The organism is Methylobacterium segetis (assembly GCF_004348265.1).
GTDB lineage: Bacteria > Pseudomonadota > Alphaproteobacteria > Rhizobiales > Beijerinckiaceae > Methylobacterium > Methylobacterium segetis.
The window spans coordinates 109,262-126,621 of the sequence record NZ_SMNT01000001.1; the positions used below are offsets into that span (position 1 = coordinate 109,262).

At 70.8% G+C, this 17,360-nt stretch carries 22 protein-coding genes; 13 read left to right on the plus strand and 9 right to left on the minus strand.

The features are described 5' to 3' along the window. Positions 1–22: 22 nt before the first annotated feature. Genes E1J50_RS00435 through E1J50_RS00450 form a run of 4 tightly spaced genes read right to left on the minus strand, consistent with a single transcriptional unit; the run spans position 23 to position 3,474 of the window. A complete protein-coding gene (locus E1J50_RS00435) occupies positions 23–865 on the minus strand; it encodes an alpha/beta hydrolase (protein ID WP_132249249.1) in 843 nt (280 codons plus the stop codon). Positions 866–869: 4 nt separating this feature from the next. Then, positions 870–1,283, minus strand: coding sequence for a RidA family protein (locus E1J50_RS00440; protein ID WP_132249317.1), 414 nt, complete (start codon positions 1,281–1,283; stop codon positions 870–872). Between the two features lie 5 nt (positions 1,284–1,288). Further along, positions 1,289–1,780, minus strand: coding sequence for an acyl-CoA thioesterase (locus E1J50_RS00445; RefSeq protein WP_132249251.1), 492 nt, complete (start codon positions 1,778–1,780; stop codon positions 1,289–1,291). Then, complete coding sequence (locus tag E1J50_RS00450; protein ID WP_132249253.1) at positions 1,777–3,474, minus strand: benzoate-CoA ligase family protein; 1,698 nt, start codon at positions 3,472–3,474, stop codon at positions 1,777–1,779. The genes E1J50_RS00445 and E1J50_RS00450 overlap by 4 nt, the downstream gene beginning before the upstream one ends. Before the next feature lie 134 nt (positions 3,475–3,608). On the opposite strand from E1J50_RS00450, the gene E1J50_RS00455 reads away from it, so the two are divergent. Both E1J50_RS00455 and E1J50_RS00460 read left to right on the plus strand, forming a co-directional pair. Continuing rightward, a complete protein-coding gene (locus E1J50_RS00455) occupies positions 3,609–5,999 on the plus strand; it encodes a bifunctional salicylyl-CoA 5-hydroxylase/oxidoreductase (protein ID WP_132249319.1) in 2,391 nt (796 codons plus the stop codon). Between the two features lie 86 nt (positions 6,000–6,085). Beyond that, entirely contained in the window at positions 6,086–6,601 is a 516-nt protein-coding gene (locus E1J50_RS00460) for a MarR family winged helix-turn-helix transcriptional regulator (protein ID WP_245516370.1), read from the plus strand. Between the two features lie 31 nt (positions 6,602–6,632). Here E1J50_RS00460 and E1J50_RS00465 read toward each other — a convergent pair whose 3' ends face one another. After that, positions 6,633–7,031: an acyl-CoA thioesterase gene (locus E1J50_RS00465; protein WP_245516371.1), complete on the minus strand. Its 399-nt coding sequence runs from the start codon at positions 7,029–7,031 to the stop codon at positions 6,633–6,635. A 176-nt stretch (positions 7,032–7,207) separates the two neighbouring features. On the opposite strand from E1J50_RS00465, the gene attM reads away from it, so the two are divergent. Genes attM through E1J50_RS00490 form a run of 5 tightly spaced genes read left to right on the plus strand, consistent with a single transcriptional unit; the run spans position 7,208 to position 10,861 of the window. Continuing rightward, positions 7,208–7,993 carry an AttM family quorum-quenching N-acyl homoserine lactonase gene (attM, locus tag E1J50_RS00470; protein WP_132249255.1) on the plus strand — a complete coding sequence of 262 codons (786 nt, stop codon included), beginning with the start codon at positions 7,208–7,210 and terminating at the stop codon, positions 7,991–7,993. Positions 7,994–8,014: 21 nt separating this feature from the next. Next, a complete protein-coding gene (locus tag E1J50_RS00475; RefSeq protein WP_132249257.1) occupies positions 8,015–8,860 on the plus strand; it encodes a fumarylacetoacetate hydrolase family protein in 846 nt (281 codons plus the stop codon). A 1-nt stretch (position 8,861) separates the two neighbouring features. Continuing rightward, positions 8,862–9,647 (plus strand): SDR family NAD(P)-dependent oxidoreductase, encoded by a 786-nt coding sequence (locus E1J50_RS00480; RefSeq protein ID WP_132249259.1) that lies wholly within the window; start codon positions 8,862–8,864, stop codon positions 9,645–9,647. Positions 9,648–9,667: 20 nt separating this feature from the next. Further along, complete coding sequence (locus tag E1J50_RS00485) at positions 9,668–10,096, plus strand: cupin domain-containing protein (protein ID WP_132249261.1); 429 nt, start codon at positions 9,668–9,670, stop codon at positions 10,094–10,096. Positions 10,097–10,099: 3 nt separating this feature from the next. Continuing rightward, complete coding sequence (locus tag E1J50_RS00490) at positions 10,100–10,861, plus strand: SDR family NAD(P)-dependent oxidoreductase (RefSeq protein WP_132249263.1); 762 nt, start codon at positions 10,100–10,102, stop codon at positions 10,859–10,861. A gap of 119 nt (positions 10,862–10,980) precedes the next feature. Here E1J50_RS00490 and E1J50_RS00495 read toward each other — a convergent pair whose 3' ends face one another. Next, positions 10,981–11,202 (minus strand): hypothetical protein, encoded by a 222-nt coding sequence (locus E1J50_RS00495; protein WP_132249265.1) that lies wholly within the window; start codon positions 11,200–11,202, stop codon positions 10,981–10,983. A 440-nt stretch (positions 11,203–11,642) separates the two neighbouring features. Here E1J50_RS00495 and E1J50_RS00500 point away from each other — a divergent pair, with 440 nt between their 5' ends. The 3 genes from E1J50_RS00500 to E1J50_RS00510 all read left to right on the plus strand — a co-directional run bounded on the left by E1J50_RS00500 (position 11,643) and on the right by E1J50_RS00510 (position 13,109). Continuing rightward, entirely contained in the window at positions 11,643–12,065 is a 423-nt protein-coding gene (locus E1J50_RS00500) for a hypothetical protein (RefSeq protein WP_132249267.1), read from the plus strand. A 124-nt stretch (positions 12,066–12,189) separates the two neighbouring features. Further along, the gene (locus E1J50_RS00505) at positions 12,190–12,621 is read left to right on the plus strand and encodes a phospholipase A2 family protein (protein ID WP_245516372.1); all 432 of its coding nucleotides are present in this window, start codon (positions 12,190–12,192) and stop codon (positions 12,619–12,621) included. A gap of 146 nt (positions 12,622–12,767) precedes the next feature. After that, a complete protein-coding gene (locus E1J50_RS00510) occupies positions 12,768–13,109 on the plus strand; it encodes a hypothetical protein (RefSeq protein ID WP_132249269.1) in 342 nt (113 codons plus the stop codon). Positions 13,110–13,148: 39 nt separating this feature from the next. On the opposite strand, the gene E1J50_RS00515 is transcribed toward E1J50_RS00510, so the two are convergent. The 3 genes from E1J50_RS00515 to E1J50_RS00525 all read right to left on the minus strand — a co-directional run bounded on the left by E1J50_RS00515 (position 13,149) and on the right by E1J50_RS00525 (position 14,671). Continuing rightward, on the minus strand, positions 13,149–13,685 hold the full coding sequence (locus E1J50_RS00515) for a GNAT family N-acetyltransferase (RefSeq protein WP_132249271.1): 537 nt from the start codon (positions 13,683–13,685) through the stop codon (positions 13,149–13,151). Between the two features lie 79 nt (positions 13,686–13,764). Then, entirely contained in the window at positions 13,765–14,130 is a 366-nt protein-coding gene (locus tag E1J50_RS00520; protein WP_245516373.1) for a PRC-barrel domain containing protein, read from the minus strand. A gap of 160 nt (positions 14,131–14,290) precedes the next feature. Then, entirely contained in the window at positions 14,291–14,671 is a 381-nt protein-coding gene (locus tag E1J50_RS00525) for a hypothetical protein (protein WP_132249273.1), read from the minus strand. Here E1J50_RS00525 and E1J50_RS00530 point away from each other — a divergent pair. From E1J50_RS00530 to E1J50_RS00540, 3 genes are read left to right on the plus strand one after another with little or no spacing between them, the layout of a single operon-like run. Continuing rightward, a complete protein-coding gene (locus E1J50_RS00530) occupies positions 14,652–15,626 on the plus strand; it encodes a phosphate acetyltransferase (RefSeq protein WP_132249275.1) in 975 nt (324 codons plus the stop codon). The two genes, E1J50_RS00525 and E1J50_RS00530, sit on opposite strands and share 20 nt — an antisense overlap. Positions 15,627–15,629: 3 nt before the next feature. Further along, positions 15,630–16,835: an acetate/propionate family kinase gene (locus tag E1J50_RS00535; RefSeq protein ID WP_132249277.1), complete on the plus strand. Its 1,206-nt coding sequence runs from the start codon at positions 15,630–15,632 to the stop codon at positions 16,833–16,835. A gap of 16 nt (positions 16,836–16,851) precedes the next feature. Continuing rightward, positions 16,852–17,352, plus strand: a complete 501-nt coding sequence (locus E1J50_RS00540) for a hypothetical protein (RefSeq protein ID WP_132249279.1) — start codon at positions 16,852–16,854, stop codon at positions 17,350–17,352. Positions 17,353–17,360 lie beyond the last annotated feature (8 nt).

Consider the following 17,360-nt stretch of genomic DNA (forward strand, 5'->3'; position numbering starts at 1 on the left):
ATCCTGTTCGCGGCCCCCGACGTCAGCAGAGAGCGGCGACGGCGCGGGCCAGCGTTCCTCCGGGCTCGCGCAGGCTCAGCGCAATATCGAAATGGTTGTAGCCCGCCATCGCGATCCCCCTCCCGACATGGCCGGCGCCGGTCCAGGCCCGGAGGTAGCGCTCGGTCTGGTCCTTGAAGGCGTCGCTTTCCAGCCCGCCGACAGAGGCGAGGAGCTGCGCCCGCGACCGCTCGGGAATCGCGTGGAGCGGGCTGTTGCGGCGGGCGGACTCACGGTCGAGCCGCATCCAGGCGTTGATGTGGGTGTGGATCAGCGGCTCCAGATCCATCAGGCCCGAGAGCAGCAGCCCGGAGGCCACCGCGTCCTCCGGCACGTCGAAAGCACCTTGCCAGCCGCCGGCCAGCAGCATCCCACCGAGATGGCCGCCCGCGGAGGAGCCGCCGACATGGATGCGCCGGCCCTTGATCCCGTAGCGGCCGGCCTCGGCATGGAGCCAAGCCAGCGCCACGCGGGTCTGGCGCACGATCTCGTCGAGATCGACGGCGGGTGCCAGCGCGTAGTTCATCACCGCCACCGAGACGCCGTTCGGCACGAGGCCGAGCGCCGGGAAGGCGTTATCGTCCTTCGACAGGGCACGCCAGTAGCCGCCATGAATCCACAGGAAGAGCGGGCTGCCCGGTCCGGCCGGGTAGAGGTCGAGGGTTTGGCTTGAGGCGGAATCGAAGACGAGGTCGGCCACCCGCTCCAAGCCGGCAACGGCCTCGGCGCTCGCCGCGACGTAGCGGGCATACTCGGTCTCGAAGCTCGGCACGCTCGCCCGCGCGTCGTACTCCCGGTCCAGCCTGTCCCGTTCCTCCGGATTCATCGCCTCACTCCGGAACGACGGCGGTCGCCTCGATCTCGACGAGCGCCGGCGACTCGACGAGGCGCACCACCTGCACGAGCGCCATGGCCGGGAAATGCGCGCCGAACACGTCGCGGTAGACCCCGCCGAGATCGCGGCGGGCTTCGAGATAGGCGTCCATGTCGGTGACATACCATGTCAGCCGCACGAGGTGGTGCGGCTCGGCGCCGGCCTCCGCCAGGATCGCCCGGATGTTGCGCAGGGCCTGAAGAACCTGGGCGACGATCCCCTCGGGAAACCGCTCCTCCCTGTCCCAGCCGACGACGCCACCCGTGACGACGAGCCTGCCGGAAGCGGCCATGCCGTTGGCGTAGCCGCGGGGCGCCGGCCAGCCGGCGGGTTGTAGGATGGCGGCGCCTTGAGGCCGGATGTCTGTCATGATGCTCACGGTGTGTCTCCGGATGCTGTCTGAAGGCTTTGGGCGTCGCGGTAGCGCTCGGCCTCAGCCCGTAGGTCGCCGGGAAGGGGAAGCGCGCGGCGCTCGGCGAGCGACGTGGTGACGATGACGAGGCGGGCGGCGATCACGGGCGCCTCGCCTCGAAACCCGGTCAGCGCGAGGTCGAGCGAGGCGCCGCCGACGCGGGCGACCCGCACGAAGACATCGACGCGGTCGTTCCAGAAGCCGGGGCTGAAAAAGTCGGACTCGGCGTGTCCATAGCCGAGGCCGATGCCGCGCGTCTGGTGAAAGCCCTGGTAATCGAGCCGAAGCGCCTCGGTGAACCAGTCCTCCACCACTCCGTTCAGCAGGTCGAACCAGCGCGGGAAGTAGACGATGCCGGCCGGGTCGCACTGCGAGAAGCGCACGCGCACCGGGGCACTGAACAGGCCGGCCTGATCCGCTCGCATCGGCGGCGCCGTGCGGGCCGTCGCGTTCATAGCGACACCGCAACGGGTTCGGCCTGCGCGACGGCCTGATCGGCGGCGTGGCGGCGCAATTCGAAGCGCTGGATCTTGCCGGAGGCGGTCTTGGGCAGGTTCTCGACGAACGCGACGGCGCGAGGATACTTGTAGGGCGCGATCTCGGCCTTGACGAAGTCCTGCAACACCTTGGCGGAGACGGCAGTGCCGGGGGCACGGACGACGTAGGCCTTCACGATGGTGCCGCGCTCGGGGTCGGGCGCGCCGACCACGCCGCATTCGAGCACGTCGGGATGGCGCAGCAGCGCCGCCTCCACCTCCGGCCCGGAAATGTTATAGCCGGAGGAGACGATCATGTCGTCGCAGCGGGCTTGGTACCAGTAGTAGCCGTCCTCATCCATGACGTAACTGTCGCCGGGATAGTTCCAGCCATCGACGACGTAAGTGCTCTGGCGCGGATCGGCGAGGTAGCGGCAGCCGGTGGGGCCGCGCACGGCCAGCCGACCGACCGTGCCCGGGGGAACCTCGCGGCCGTCCTCGTCCACCACGCGCGCCTCGTAGCCCGGCACCGGGCGGCCGGTGGCGCCGGGGCGCACCTCCTCCTCTGGCGAGGCGAGGTAGATGTGCAGCATCTCGGTGCCGCCGATGCCGTCGAGCAGCGTCCGGCCGGTGGCGGCCTTCCAGGCGTCGAAGGTGGCGCGGCTGAGCAACTCGCCCGCCGAGATGCAGCGGCGCAGCGACGAGAGGTCGTAGGCCGCGAGCTTCGATAGGATCGCCCGGTAGGCGGTCGGCGCGGTGAAGCACACGGTCGCCCGCTCGCGCCCGATCGCCAGCGCCAGATCCTCCGGGCCGGCCCGCTCCAGCACCACCGCCGAGCCGCCGACCCGCATCGGGAACAGGATGATGGCGAGCCCGAAGGTGAAGGCGAAGGGCGCCGACCCGATGAAGCGGTCTTCAGACCCGACCCGCACCACGTGGCGGGCATAGGTGTCGCAGATCGCAAGCATGTCGCGGTGAAAGTGCATCGCCCCCTTCGGCTCCCCGGTCGTGCCGGAGGTGAAGGCGATCAGGCAGACGTCGTCCGAGGCGGTGTCCGCAGCGGTGAAGGCCGGGCTCTCGGCGGCCATCAGGGTTTCGAGCGAATCCGGGCCGCCGCCCCAGTAGACGACGCGCTCCAGCCCCGGTGCGTGGAGGCGGGCGGCCTCCATCTCTTCGCCGATGGTGTGGTCGCAGAGCGCGAGGGCGATGCGCGCCTTGTTGAGCGGATAGGCGATTTCCCGCGCCCGCAGCAGCGGCATGGTGGCGACGACGACGCCCCCGGCCTTCAGCACGGCGAGGTAGGTCGCCACCATCATCGGCGTGTTGCCCGAGCGCAGGAGCACGCGGTTGCCGGGGCGCAGCCCGAGCCGGTTCACCAGCACGTTGGCGATGCGGTTCACCCGCTCGAACAGCTGCCGGTATGTCAGCGATTCGTGCTCGCCGATCAGGCACAGCGCGTGGCCGCGCCCCTCGGCGATCCAGCGGTCGAGAAGTTGCGTCACGCAGTTCAGGCGGCGCGGATAGCGCAGCTCCGGCAGCGCGAAGATCAGGTCGGGCCACGATTCGCGCGGAGGGAGATGGTCGCGGGCGAAGCTGTCGGTAGCGTCGGCCGGCTCGGAGGTCGCATCCACAGTGAGGCCCTCGCGTTCGAGTGCGGGCCGGCCGGACCGCATCGCCCGCCGGAATGATTTAGGCTTAAAGCATCTTGCCGGGCGGCGCAAGATGCTTTAAGCCTGAAACATATTGCGGAAGCCGATCCGCGGGACTGTCTTTCTGGGAGGGTGCGATGGGAGATGTCACCAGCGCGATGGCCGGTTTTTCGGGTCTGCGTCCCGATCGGGCAGGCCAAAATCCCCTCCGCATCGCCGTCGTCGGCGCGGGTCCCGCAGGGCTCTACCTGTCGATCCTGGTCAAGAAGCGGTTTCCTGACGCGGCGATCACCGTCTACGAGCGCAACCGGGCCGACGACACGTTCGGCTTCGGCGTCGTGTTCTCGGATGCAACACTCGACATCTTCGAGCGCTACGACCCCGAGAGCTACGCCCGCATCACCCAGGAATTCGCCTACTGGGACGACATCGCCATCCATGTGAAAGGCGAAGTCCACCGGATCGGCGGCAACGGCTTCTGCGGCTGCGCCCGCGCGACGCTGCTCACCATCCTGCAGGAGCGCGCCCGCGCGCTCGGCGTCGAGATGATCTTCCAGACCGAGGCCGACGCGGAGGATCTCGACGGCCACGACCTCGTGATCGTCGCCGACGGCATCAACAGCGCCTACCGGCAGCGCCATGCCGAGCATTTCGGCACGACCGTCGATCTGCGCCCGAACCGCTTCGTCTGGATGGGCTCGACCCGGCCGCTCGACGCCTTCACCTTCCTGTTCCGCGAGACGGAATGGGGCCCGTTCATCGCCCATGCCTACCAGTACGAGCGCGGGCGCTCGACCTGGGTGTTCGAGACCGATCCCGACACCTTCGAGCGGGCGGGGCTGGGGCAGCTCGACGAGGCGGGCTCGGCCGCCTTCATGAAGCGCGTCTTCGCCGATGTCCTCGGCGAGCACGAGGTGCTCACCAACCGCTCGATCTGGCGGCAATTCCCGATGATCCGCAACGCCCGCTGGGTGCGCGGCAACCGGGTGCTGCTCGGCGACGCCAAGGCCACCGCGCATTTCTCGATCGGCTCCGGCACCAAGCTCGCTATGGAGGACGCCATCGCCCTCTACGAGGCGCTGGTGGCCGAGGTCGAGGTGCCAGCGGCGCTTGCCCGGTTCGAGAAGGGGCGGCGCGAGGAGGTGGAGAAGATCCAGCACGCGGCCGACGTCTCGCTCGTCTGGTTCGAGCACGTGGCGCGCTACCTCGATTTCGAGCCGGTGCAGTTCGCCTTCGGGGCGATGACCCGGGCCAAGGCGATCACCTACGACAACCTGCGCCTGCGCGCGCCCGGCTTCGTCGCGCAGATGGACCGCGCCTTTGCCGAAAGCGTCCGGAAGGACGGGTTCGACGTCTCTCTCGACAAGCCGGCCGCACCGATGTTCCAGCCGCTGCGCTTGCGTGAGATGGTGATCCCCAACCGCGTGGCGATGTCGCCGATGTGCCTATACTCGGCGGAAGATGGCCTGCCGAACGACTTTCACCTCGTCCATTACGGCGCGCGCGCCATCGGCGGGCCCGGCCTGATGTTCACCGAGATGACCTGCGTCTCGCGCGACGCCCGCATCACCCCGGGCTGCGCGGGCCTTTGGAACGACGAACAGGAAGCGGCCTGGGCCCGTATCGTCGATTTCGTCCACGCCAACGCGGCGACCCGATTCTGCCTCCAACTCGGCCATGCCGGGCGAAAGGGCGCCACCAAGCTGATGTGGGAGGGCATCGACCGGCCGCTCGAATCGGACGGCTGGGAGGTGATGTCGGCCTCAGCGATCCCCTACTTCCCCGACAGCACCGTGCCGCGCGAGATGGACCGCGCCGACATGGACGCGGTCGTCACCGACTTCGTCCTGGCGACGCAGCGGGCCGAGCGGGCCGGCTTCGATATGCTGGAGTTGCACTGCGCCCACGGCTACCTGCTGGCGAGCTTCCTCTCGCCGCTGACCAACCACCGCAAGGACGCCTATGGCGGGTGCATCGAGAGCCGCCTGCGCTTTCCCCTCGAGGTCTTTTCCGCGATGCGGGCGGTTTGGCCCGCGCACAAGCCGATGTCGGTGCGCGTCTCGGCGACGGACTGGGCCGAAGGCGGCCTCAGCCCGGAGGATTCGGTGGCGATCGCCAGCGCCTTCCGCGAGGCCGGCGTCGATCTCGTCGACGTCTCCACCGGCCAGACCGCCACGGTCTCGCGCCCGCTCTACGGACGGATGTTCCAGACGCCGTTCGCCGAGCGCATCCGCAACGAGGCCGGCACCGCCACGATGTGCGTGGGCAACATCACGACGCCCGACCAGATCAACACCATCCTGGCGGCGGGCCGGGCGGACATCGTGGCGCTCGGCCGACCGCATCTCACCGATCCCGGCTTCACCCTGCGCGCCGCCGCCTGGTACGGCGCGGACGGCATCCACTGCCCGCCGCAATACGCGCCGGGCAAGGACCAGATCTTCCGCAATTCCGTTCGCGACCGGGCGGACCTGGAGGATCTCAGGCTTCGCGGACGGCCCAAGACCCGCGCGGAGCTGCGGGCGCCCGCCGTGGAGGACATGCGTTGAGCGGAAGCGTGGCCGCCCGCATTTGCGTTGGCCTGCGAAATCGGGCTGATGACGCCCGGGGCGACGCGTGGGCCGGGGTTTGGGATTTGGGCGAGGAGGACAGGGGCGCTCCGGTCGAGGCGGAAGGGCGGGACACGCGCACGGCCGTGCGGGCGTGGCTGCGCCTCCTCACCTGCACGACGCTGATCGAGAACGAGATCCGGTCGCGCCTGCGCGAGCAGTTCGACTTCACCCTGCCGCGCTTCGACCTGCTCGCCCAGCTCGACAAGGCCGAGGACGGGCTCGTCCTCGGCGAGGCCTCGAAGCTGCTGATGGTCTCGGCCGGCAACGTCACGGCGGTGGTCGAGAAGCTGCTCGCCAGCGGCTACATCACCCGCCAGCCCTCGCCGACGGACCGCCGCGTCCAGATCATCCGCCTGACGCATGCGGGCCGCGCCGCCTTCCGCACCATGGCGGAGGCGCATCACGGCTGGGTCGAGGAGCTGTTCGCCGGCCTCTCGGACGACGAGACCACGACGCTGACGGATAGCCTCGCCCGCCTCAAGCGCTCGGCGCAAAGCCGGATCGAGCCGCGCGAGCCCTCTCGGCGCCGGGGCGCCTGAGCCCGGGGAGGCGGAGGCCGTCTTTCAAGCCTCACGCCAGCGGCCGCGAGCGCCCGTCCTCGTCGAGCGCAACGGACACGAACAGGGCCTCCACCACCCGCCGCGGCTGACCGCCCGAGGGCAGCGCGGCGAAGCCGTCGAGCTTGAGCCGCATCGAGCTGCGGCCGACCGACTCGACCTGTCCGTAGATCGAAAACTCCTCCCCCACCTTGAGCGCCGCGACGAAGCGCAGGTTCTCGACGGCGACTGTCGCGCAGGGGCCTTGCGCCCGCCGCATCCCGAGGAGCCCGGCCGCCTTGTCGAGCTCGGCCATGATCCAGCCGCCGAACACGCCGCCGTTGAGATTCGCCTCCGACGGTAGGGTCAAGGTGCGCAGGAGCGGCAGGGACGCCGAGGGCTCCGCCGTGTCGCTCGCCGGTATCTGGCCCATGGTCTCGTCCTCCGCTGCAGGTCCGTCCGCGCCTGCGCCAAAAACCTAGGCGTGGGCCGCGCCGGATACAAGCTTCAAGCTTGAAATTTCTCTTGACAGGTCGAGCGACGGCGCGCCTTATACCGGAAGCTTCAAACTTGAAGCAAAAGACGTATCGAACGTCCGGGGGAGGAACGATGTCCGAGATTCGCCTCCATCTCTTCCAGACCGGCAGCCTCGGCTGCCGCTATCAGGACATCTACCTAAACCAGGGCCTCGGCGAGCCGTTCGAGATCCCGGTGCCCTGGTACCTCGTCACGCATCCGCGCGGGCACGTGGTGATCGACGGCGGCTTTCCGGCGGTCTGCGCCACCGATCCGCGCGGGCATTGGGGGCCGGTCGCCGAGGTGTTCGTGCCGCGGGTCGCGCCGGGGCAGGATTGCGCCGCGCAGATGCGGGCGGCCGGCTTCGACCCGGCGGACGTGCGTACCGTGCTGCTGTCGCACCTCCATCTCGACCATACGGGCGCGATCGGCGTGTTCCCGAACGCGCGGCACGTCGTGCAGCGCGCCGCGCTCGACTATGCGCTGGCACCGGACTGGTTCTGCGCCGGCGCCTTCGTGCGAGCCGATTTCGACCGGCCGGCCCTCGATTGGTGCCTGCTCGACGAGGCGTGGGGCGACTTCTTCGATCTCTACGGCGACGGGGCGATCACCTGCATCCGCTCCCCCGGCCACACGATCGGGCACCAGTCCTTCCTCGTGCGCACCCCGCGCGGCGCGACGCTGCTGGCGATCGATGCCGCCGACACGATGGATCACTGGGAGGACCGGGCGCTGCCCGGCGCCGTCACCTCGGTGACCGAGGCCGTGCGCTCCGTCGCCAAGCTCCGCATGGTGGCCGAGCGGGCGCAGGCCCGCGTGGTGCCGGGGCACGATCCCGCCTTGTGGGCGACGCTCGCTCAAAGCCCCGCCTTCTACTGACCCGCACGCTGGAGACACGGCATGAAGCTGCTGCGATACGGAGAGCCCGGTGCCGAGCGCCCCGGCCTCCTCGATGCGGAGGGCCGCATCCGCGACCTCCGCGACCACGTGCCCGACATCGCCGGCCCCTACCTGTCGGACGAGAGCCTCGCGCGGCTGCGCGCCCTCGATCCCGCGCGCCTGCCCGCTGCGGACGGGACGCCGCGCATCGGTGCCTGCGTCGGTGCGATCGGAAAATTCGTGTGCGTCGGCCTGAACTACGCCGACCACGCCGCCGAGACCGGCAAGGCCCCGCCCGAGGAGCCGGTGCTGTTCCTGAAGGCGACCAGCGCCGTCTGCGGCCCCAACGACGCGGTCGAGATTCCGCGCGGCTCGGAAAAGACCGATTGGGAGGTCGAACTCGGCGTGGTGATCGGTCGCCGCGCCAAGCACGTGACGCGGGCCGAGGCGCTGGATTGCGTCGCCGGCTACTGCGTCGTCAACGACGTGTCGGAGCGCGCCTTCCAGTCGGAGCGCGGCGGCCAGTGGACCAAGGGCAAGAGCGCCGACACCTTCGGCCCGCTCGGCCCCTGGCTGGTGACGCGGGACGAGCTGCCCGATCCGCAGGCGCTCGGCCTATGGCTCGACGTCGACGGCACCCGCCGCCAGACCGGCACCACCGCGCGGATGATCTTCGGGGTCCCCGAGCTCGTCAGCTACATCAGCGCGTTCATGACGCTCCACCCCGGCGACGTCATCGCCACCGGCACGCCCCCCGGCGTCGGCCTCGGCCAGAAGCCGCCGGTCTTCCTGCGCGCCGGCCAGACGATGCGGCTCGGTATCGACGGGCTCGGCGAGCAGCGCCAAGCCGTGATCCAGGGGGAGTGAGATGAGCGCGTTCGCCGATCTGAGGGCCAAGGCCGCCATCGTCACCGGCGGCAGCCGCGGCCAGGGCGCGGCGCAGGCGCGCCTCCTGGCGCAGTCCGGCGTCGCGGTGACGATCTGCGACGTGCTCGCCGATCAGGGCGAGGCCTATGCGGCGGAACTGCGCGACGAGGGGCTGGAGGCCCGCTTCCAGGCCGCCGACGTCACCGCACCGGAGGGATGGGACGCCCTCGTTGCGGGTGCCCTCGGATGGCGCCCCCGTCTCGACATCCTCATCAACAACGCCGGCATCATAAACCGCACCGGCGTGGCGGCGACCGATCTCGCCGCCTGGAACCGGGTGCTCGCGGTCAACCTCACCGGCGCCTTCCTCGGCATCCGCGCGGTCGCGCCCGCGATGCGCGCCTCGGGCGGCGGCAGCATCGTCAACATCGCCTCGAACTCGGCCTTCTCGGGCCATGCCGATCCCGCCTACACCGCCAGCAAATGGGGCCTGCGCGGGCTCACCAAGACGGCGGCGATGGAACTCGTGGCCGATCGCATTCGCGTCAACGCCGTCTGCCCCGGCCTCGTCGTGACCGGCCTGAACGCCGGCTCGCCGCATCTCTCCCCCATGATCGGCATGACGCCCATGGGCCGGCCGGGCGAGCCCGAGGAGGTCGCCCGCCTCGTCCGCTTCCTGGCGAGCGATGAGGCGAGCTTCATCACCGGCGAGGATTTCGTGATCGACGGCGGCTTCACCGCGGGCGCCGCCTATCGCCGCGTCGCCGTCGAGACCGGCCTCCTGTGACCATCCTGAAGGAGCCACCCATGACCCAAGTGAAGCCCATCGTCACCCGCGCCGGCGAGGAGGATATCCGCACCGGGCAGTCCGGCGGCGCCGTGCGCGTCTCCGGCGTCAGCCCGCAGCACACGCCCGCCACGCGGATCTGGTACGGCAAGGTCAGCAACGAGCCGGGCTACCGCTCGCTGCCGCACCATCACGGCGAGGCCGAGACCGGCGGCTACGTGCTGACGGGCAAGGCGCGGATCTATTTCGGCGCGGACTATGCCGAGTACATCGACATGAGCGAGGGCGACTTCGTGTTCGTGCCGCCGTTCATGCCCCATGTGGAGGCGAACATGAGCCCGGACGCCGGCCTCGTCTGGCTGACGGCGCGCACGCCCGAGAACATCGTGGTCAACCTCGACGACGTGCCGGATGCGAGCCTGCCCGGCTACGTCCGGCCCGGAGCCTGAGCCGTGGGTGAGGCCGGCCCCCTTCGCCACGCCGTCATCACAGGCGGTGCCCGCGGCATCGGCCGCGCCATCGCGGCGCGGCTCGTCCGCGAGGGCGCCGCGGTGACGATCCTCGGCCGCAACGCCGAGGCGCTTGAGCGGTCGGTGAGCGAGGGCGCAGCCCACCACTTGCTTGTCGTCGACGTGACGGACGGGCCGGCGGTCGCCCGCGCCTTCGCGGAGATCGACGCGCGCGCGCCGGTCGACATCCTCGTGGCCAATGCCGGTGCGGCCGAATCCGCCCCCTTCGGCCGCAGCGAGCCCGCCCTGTTCCAGCGGATGCTCGACGTGAACCTGTTCGGCACCGTCCACGCGGCGCAGGCGGTGCTGCCGGGCATGACGTCCCGAGGGTTCGGTCGGATCGTCGCGATCGCCTCGACCGCCGGACAGAAGGGCTACCCCTACGTCTCGGCCTATTGCGCGGCCAAACACGCGGTGGTCGGCCTCGTCCGCTCGCTCGCCCAGGAGACCGCCCGCAGCGGCGTCACCGTCAACGCGGTTTGCCCCGGCTTCACCGACACCGACATCGTCGGCGACAGCCTGGAGCGGATCATGGCGACGACCGGCCGGGACCGCGATGCGGCGCTTGCCTCGCTCGTGCGCCATAACCCGCAGGGCCGCCTGGTCCAACCGGACGAGGTCGCCGACGCGGTCGCGTGGCTGTGCGGCGCAGCAGCAGGTGCCATCACCGGACAGGCGATCCCGGTGGCCGGCGGAGAGGTGTAGGCGGGGAGCCTCGGCGATCAACGAATGAGGCGCTCACCCGCCAGTCTTGCGGAGTAACAATCGGCCGCGGCGACGACCTGATCGGGCATGCCGCGGGAGGTCCGCTTTCCAGCAGCAGCTCAATGTCTGAAAATGGCGCCGAGCGGCGTATTGGCAGTTGCGATGGCAACAAACGGCGGCCATGCTCCACCCATGGGCGGCTCCCCCATGAACAAAATCTGCACTTCGGTGCCGGTGTAGGGACGCTCCTCTTCGGCCTCGGTGAGCTGCTTCTTGACCGTCATGTCGTAGAGGGGGTGCTGCTTCGCGCACGCCTCACCTTTGAGCCAATCCCAATACATCTCGAGGCAAACGAGATACTGGGCCTCGCTTGCCCGGGCGAGGTCCGTGCTGCTCGGGAGGTGGCGTCCGAACTGGCGAGGTACTTGCGGGGTGACGCTCTCGATGAAGGGGTAGATCTCGTTGGCTCATCCTGTCGAGCGACAGGCTCAGGGCCCGCGGCTCGTCGAGCTTCGACCGGTCCTTGTTCGTGAGGCCCTTCATGAAGTCAGCGCGGCGGAGCGCGATCGGCGTGGCGCTGACCGGCGGCCCGGCCGCACGTGGCTGACGAGCCCGTGCGAAATCCGGCCGTGTGTCTCGTCGGATCAAGCGGCCCTTGGCGGCGAGCCCTAGTGTCGGAATGGCGCAGGTGTCGAAGCTGAGCCCATCCCGGGGCCGCCCGAACCGGCGGGCTGGTCGCGCCTCATCTCGACACGTCCCCTTCCGGCGAGGAGATGGTCTCATGAAAACGCTGCTCATCGCATCCGTCGCCTTCGGCGCCCTGATCCTCACCAGTGTCGTGGCCGACGCGCGCGGCTTCCGGGGAGGCGGCGGCGGGTTCCGGGGCGGCGGGGGGTTCCACGGGGCCGGCATGCGGGGCGGTGGATTCCGGGGCGGCGGGTTCCGCGGCGGCATGGCCGGCGGTTATCGCGGTGGCATGGCCGGGGGCTATCGTGGTGGCTATCGCGGCGGCGTGGCGGGCGGTTATCGCGGCGGATACGCCCGGGTCGGCCGCTACGGTGGTTACGGCTACCGTCCCTACGGATACGGCCTGGGCGCGGCGGCGGTCGGTGCGGCTGCGGTCGCCGGTTACGGCGCGACCTACGGCGGCTGCGGCCCCTACAGGTACTACGACTCCTATGCCGGGACCTGCCGCCCCTACTGAGCGGCGTCCGGGTGCGCCGGATCTGGGCGCACCCCTCCCCCGGGCGGACAGCCCCGAACCGTTCGCGACCCGCCCGGCCGTTCCCACGGGGGGCCTTGCCCGAAGGCTCGCGAGGTCGCACGCCATGATCCCGAGACTCGCATTCCTTCCGATCGCCGCTTCCTGCCTGATCGTGCCGGCGCTGGCGCAGACGAATGGCGCCCTGCGCCCGCCGGCGGCGCTCATTCACGGCAATTATTGCGGCATGGGCAACAACGCGCCGTTGCCGCCCGTCGACGCGCTCGATCTCGCCTGTGCCCGGCACGACGCCTGCACCCCGAGCGGCGGCCTGCCCTCGCGGGCCTGCAACATGCGCCTGCAGCGGGAGGCCGATGTCATCTCGCGCGACCCGAGGCAGCCGGACGACCTGCGTGCGCTGGCGGGCTTCATCTCCGCAGGAGCCGCGATGCTGCCCTTCGACGCCGGCTCTCCCGTTGTCGTCACCCGCGTGCCGCAGCCTGCGCCGTTCGAGGTGCCGCCGGGCATCCGGGTTCGGCCGGCCTCGAGCGCCTATTAGCGCACCGCCGGGCGGTGCGCATGTCGCGAGGATGATCGCGCGCGAGCCCCGACGCGGCCCTGCCGATGCGTCGGCAGCCTTCCGCGACACCAGGGAGGTCGCCGCACGAAGGAGGCAGGCGGGCCGGCCGAAGCAGGGAGGCAGGAATGTTCGCAGGCGGGATGGCCGGGGCGCTCGATCTGAGGCAGCGGGCCTTCGTGCGGGAGGCATTCTGCGCGCTCGTCGCGGGCGAGGATCGGTCGGTCGCCGCCGGTCTCGGCGGTGCGTGCGGAGAGCGGGCCCTGCTGATGATCTGCGACGCCCTTGCCGATGACCCGAACGTCATGCCCCGCCGCGCGGTCCGGGCGATCAACGGCTTCGTCGATGCCGACCGGCAGGTCGCCTTCGGGTCGTCCTACGGCCAGGGCGCCCGGGTGCTGCGGGACGAGACGCTGCGATGGACGAGCGGCTTCGAGAGGGCGCGGAGCCGCTTCCTGCAGAGCCTGTAGAGAGGTTTGTGCCCTTCGATCCGCCAGGGATGCCGGGGGTCACGGCGGCGCGGCGCCCGGCAGCTGAAGGCTCACATGGATGACGGAGCCTTCGCGCCTTCGCCTCAGCGGCAGGTCGCATCTCTCGAAGAGCTTCAGCATGGGAGCGTTGTCGGGCAGGACCTCGGCGATCAGCTCGCCGAGCCCGCGCCTTCGGGCGATCGCGATCACGTGCCGCATCAGCACCGCGCCGACGCCCCGCCCCTGGAACGCGTCGATGACGGTGAAGGCGACCTCGGCCTGACCGGGCCGGGTCACCACGTAGCGGCCGCCGCCGGCGATCCTGGCCTCGCCCGCTTCGTCGGCCACCGCGACCAGCGCGACCTCGTTCTCGAAATCGACGTTGAGGAAGACGGCGACCTCCGTGTCGCTGAAGTGGCGCCTCGCTCCGAAGAAGCGCCGGTAGAGCGATTGCTCGCTGGCATGGTCGATGGCCCAGAGGAGCCCATCCCGATCCTCCGGCCTCAGGGCGCGGATCTCCAGCAATCCCCCGTCGCGCAGGCGTTCTAGGGCCGAGTAATGCGCGAGGTCGTCCATGGCAGCGCGGCTCTCCGGACCCATCGAAACCGGCGTGGGGCTTCCGGCACCCCCGCCAGAACCCACCGGCACCTGAATCTCAGAGCGGCGGCATCGCCCGGATCGCCGCGCGCGTCCCGCTCATGCTGAGGTCGTTGCCGACCTGCCGAAGCCGGGGCACCGGCACGCCGACCTCGCCCCCGCCGAGCCAGCGCCGTCGCAGCACCACGGCGACGAGGGTGTTGCCGTCCGCGGAGACGCGGACCTCCCGGACGCGGCCGACGACCAGCCCCTCGTCAGCGTAGAGCCAGCGCCCGCGCAGGGTCGGCATCAGCGAGGCGGCGCTCATCTGCATCATCGAATCCGCCCGGTTCACGAGCGGCGTCGGAGCCGCCTGGCCGAGCGCGGCGCCGCTGAGCGTCATGGCGGCGGCGACGCCGGCCGCGCGGAAGACAGGCTTGCGCATCTCACGCTCCCGCACCGCGCCCCGCCGCCCGGGCCGAAGGGGATAGGCCCGAGCGGGCCATCCCTTCGGCGCATCGCCTTCGCATGGCGATCCTCCCGGCGGGGTGCGAGGACCAATGGTTGACGCGCAAGGATGCTGCCGCAAATCGAGTCGATTGCCGTCAACATCCGGCGCTGCCTTTTGTTTGTACGCACGCGACCCAGTGATATTCGGCGTATTCCGAAGTACCGGCCGCCCATGACTGCAGCTCGACCTCGTCTCTGCTTCGAAACATCCGGGCGCGAAGAGGCGCGTCCTGCCGGTACGATCCTGACAACGTGACGCCGCAGATCGGCGGATGGGCCTCCCGTCCCGTTCGATCAAGCCCGTCCAGTCCGAACGCGGCAGACTGAGCCTCGATCGCCAGCGCGGAGCCGCGCGATGCGACCGGGTCCGCCCGCGCGGCGGGGCCGGCCTCGATCGCCCGCGACGCGGGGCGCGCCGGCGAGAGGTCCTTCCTCGACATCCCAGGAGAGACCACCGTGCCGACCTCGACGCTCAAGCGGCCCCCGGCCGAGGCCCGCGGCCACGAGAAGTACGAGCGCCTGATCGCCGCCGCCCAGGCGCTGCCCCGGCTGAAAGTGGCGGTCGTGCATCCCTGCGACGAGGCCGCGCTCGGCGCCGCGCTCGAAGCCGCCGCCCTCGCCATCGCGGAGCCCATCCTGGTCGGGCCGCGGGCGAAGATCGCGGCGGCCGCGGCGGCGCTCGGCGCCGATATCGGCGCGCTGCGCCTCTGCGAGGCCCCGCACAGCCACGCGGCCGCCGAGGCCGCCGTCGCCCTCGTGCGGGCCGGAGAGGCCGAGGCGCTGATGAAGGGCAGCCTGCACACGGACGAGTTGATGGGGGCGGTGGTGGCCCGGGATGCGGGCCTGCGGACCGCGCGGCGCCTCAGCCACTGCTTCGTCATGGACGTGCCGGGCCACCCGACGCCGCTGATCGTCACGGACGCCGCCGTCAACATCGCGCCGTCCCTCGAGGACAAGCGCGACATCGTGCAGAACGCCATCGACCTTGCCCACGCCCTCGGCGTCGGGACCGTGCGGGTCGCCATCCTGTCGGCCATGGAGACCATCAACCCGAAGGTGGTCTCGACGCTCGATGCCGCCGCCCTCTGCAAGATGGCGGACCGGGAGCAGATCACCGGGGCCGTGCTCGACGGGCCGCTCGCCCTCGACAACGCCATCGATCTCGGCGCCGCGCGGATCAAGAAGATCCGCTCGCCCGTCGCGGGCCAGGCGAACGTCCTCGTCGTCCCCGATCTCGCCTCGGGCAACATGCTCGCCAAGAGCCTGACCTTCCTCGCCGGCGCGGACGCGGCCGGGATCGTGCTCGGCGCGCGGGTGCCCATCATCCTGACCAGCCGGGCCGATGCGCGGCTGACCCGCCTCGCCTCCTGCGCGGTCGCCTCCCTCGTCGCCGCGGCCGAGCGCGCGCGGCGGGTCATGCCGGAGGTCTAGGCGATGGTCCCGGTCCTGCTCGTCCTCAATGCCGGCTCGTCGAGCCTGAAGTTCCAGGTCTTCGAGCTCGGCGAGGCCGAGGAGCCGCTGCGCCTCTTCCGGGGCCTGTTCGAGGGGTTGGGCGGGTCCGCGCACCTGCTGATCCGGGACGGGGCCGGGAACGCGGTCGCCGACGAAGCCTTCGAGGGTCCCGGATGGGGCCACGAGGAGGCGCTCCTGCACGTCGCCGCATGGCTGCGCGCGCACGGCAGCGGCCTCCGGCTCGCCGCCGTCGGGCACCGGGTCGTCCATGGCGGCCTCGCCTACGACGCGCCGGTGCACGTGGATGCGGAAGTGCTGGAGAACCTGGAGCGCCTCGTGCCCCTCGCTCCCCTCCATCAGCCGCACAATCTCGAGCCGATCCGCATCCTCAGGCAGCGCTTCCCCGACCTGCCGCAGATCGCCTGTTTCGACACGGCCTTCCACCGCGGCCAGCCGGAGATCGCGCAGCTCTTCGCCCTGCCGCATGCGATGACCGAGAGGGGCGTGCGCCGCTACGGCTTCCACGGCCTGTCCTACGCCTACATCGCCTCGGTGCTCGCGGCCTACGACCCCGCCCTCGCCTCTTCCCGCGTGGTGGTGGCCCATCTCGGCAACGGCGCCAGCCTCTGCGCCCTCGATCGCGGCCGGAGCGTCGCGACCACGATGGGTTTCTCCGCCCTCGACGGCCTGCCGATGGGCACCCGCTGCGGCGCCCTCGATGCGGGAGTCGTGTTCTACATGCTGCGCGAGATGGGGCTCACGCCCGACGAGGCGGAGCAGGTGCTCTACACGCAGTCCGGGCTCCGCGGGGTCTCCGGGCTGTCGAACGACATGCGCAGGCTGCGCTCGCTGGCGGGCGCGGACCCCGATGCGGGGCGCGCGATCGACCTGTTCGTCTACCGGATCGGGCGGGAACTCGGCTCCCTGACGGCGGCGCTCGGCGGCCTCGACGCCGTCGTCTTCACCGGCGGCATCGGCGAGAACGACGCCGCCACGCGCGCCGAGGTCCTGCGCGGCGCGGCCTGGGCCGGATTTGCCCTCGACGAGGCCGCCAACGCGGCGGGCGGCCCGCGCCTGACGCGGGGGCCGGGCCCGGCCGCCTGGGTCATTCCGACGGACGAGGAGTCGATGATCGCGCGCGGCATCCGCGACGCGCTGGATCATGCCCGGCGTCAGCCGGCCCTGTGAGCGAAGGGAGCCCGAGATGGAAGCGCTGAAGACGAAGCCGGCCGAGCACGAACTCGGGGACGAGACCTTCATGTCCGCCGCCGAACTCGGCGCCTACACGGCCCAGTTGAAGGCCGCGAAGGTCATGAAGGATATGCAGGCCCAGGACCGTGCCGGCAAGGCGCGGACCGAACTGATCAAGGCCCTGTCCGAGCCCGTCGAGGTCACGCCCGAGAAGGTGCACGACATCACGAAGTCGCTGCTGCACAAGCTGCGCATCGCCGCCGAGCAGGGCAAGAACGAGCTCCTCGTGATGCGCTTCCCGAACGTGATGTGCAGCGATGCGGGGCGGGCCATCAACAACTCGGAGGCGGAGTGGCCCCAGACCCTGACGGGCCGGCCACGCCAAGCCTTCGAGTTCTGGCAGGACCGCCTGCGGCCCGCCGGCTACGGCCTGAAGGCGATGATCGTCGACTGGCCGGACGGCATGCCGGGCGATGTCGGCTTCTTCCTCACCTGGGAAGGCCGCCGCCAATGAATCCTCAC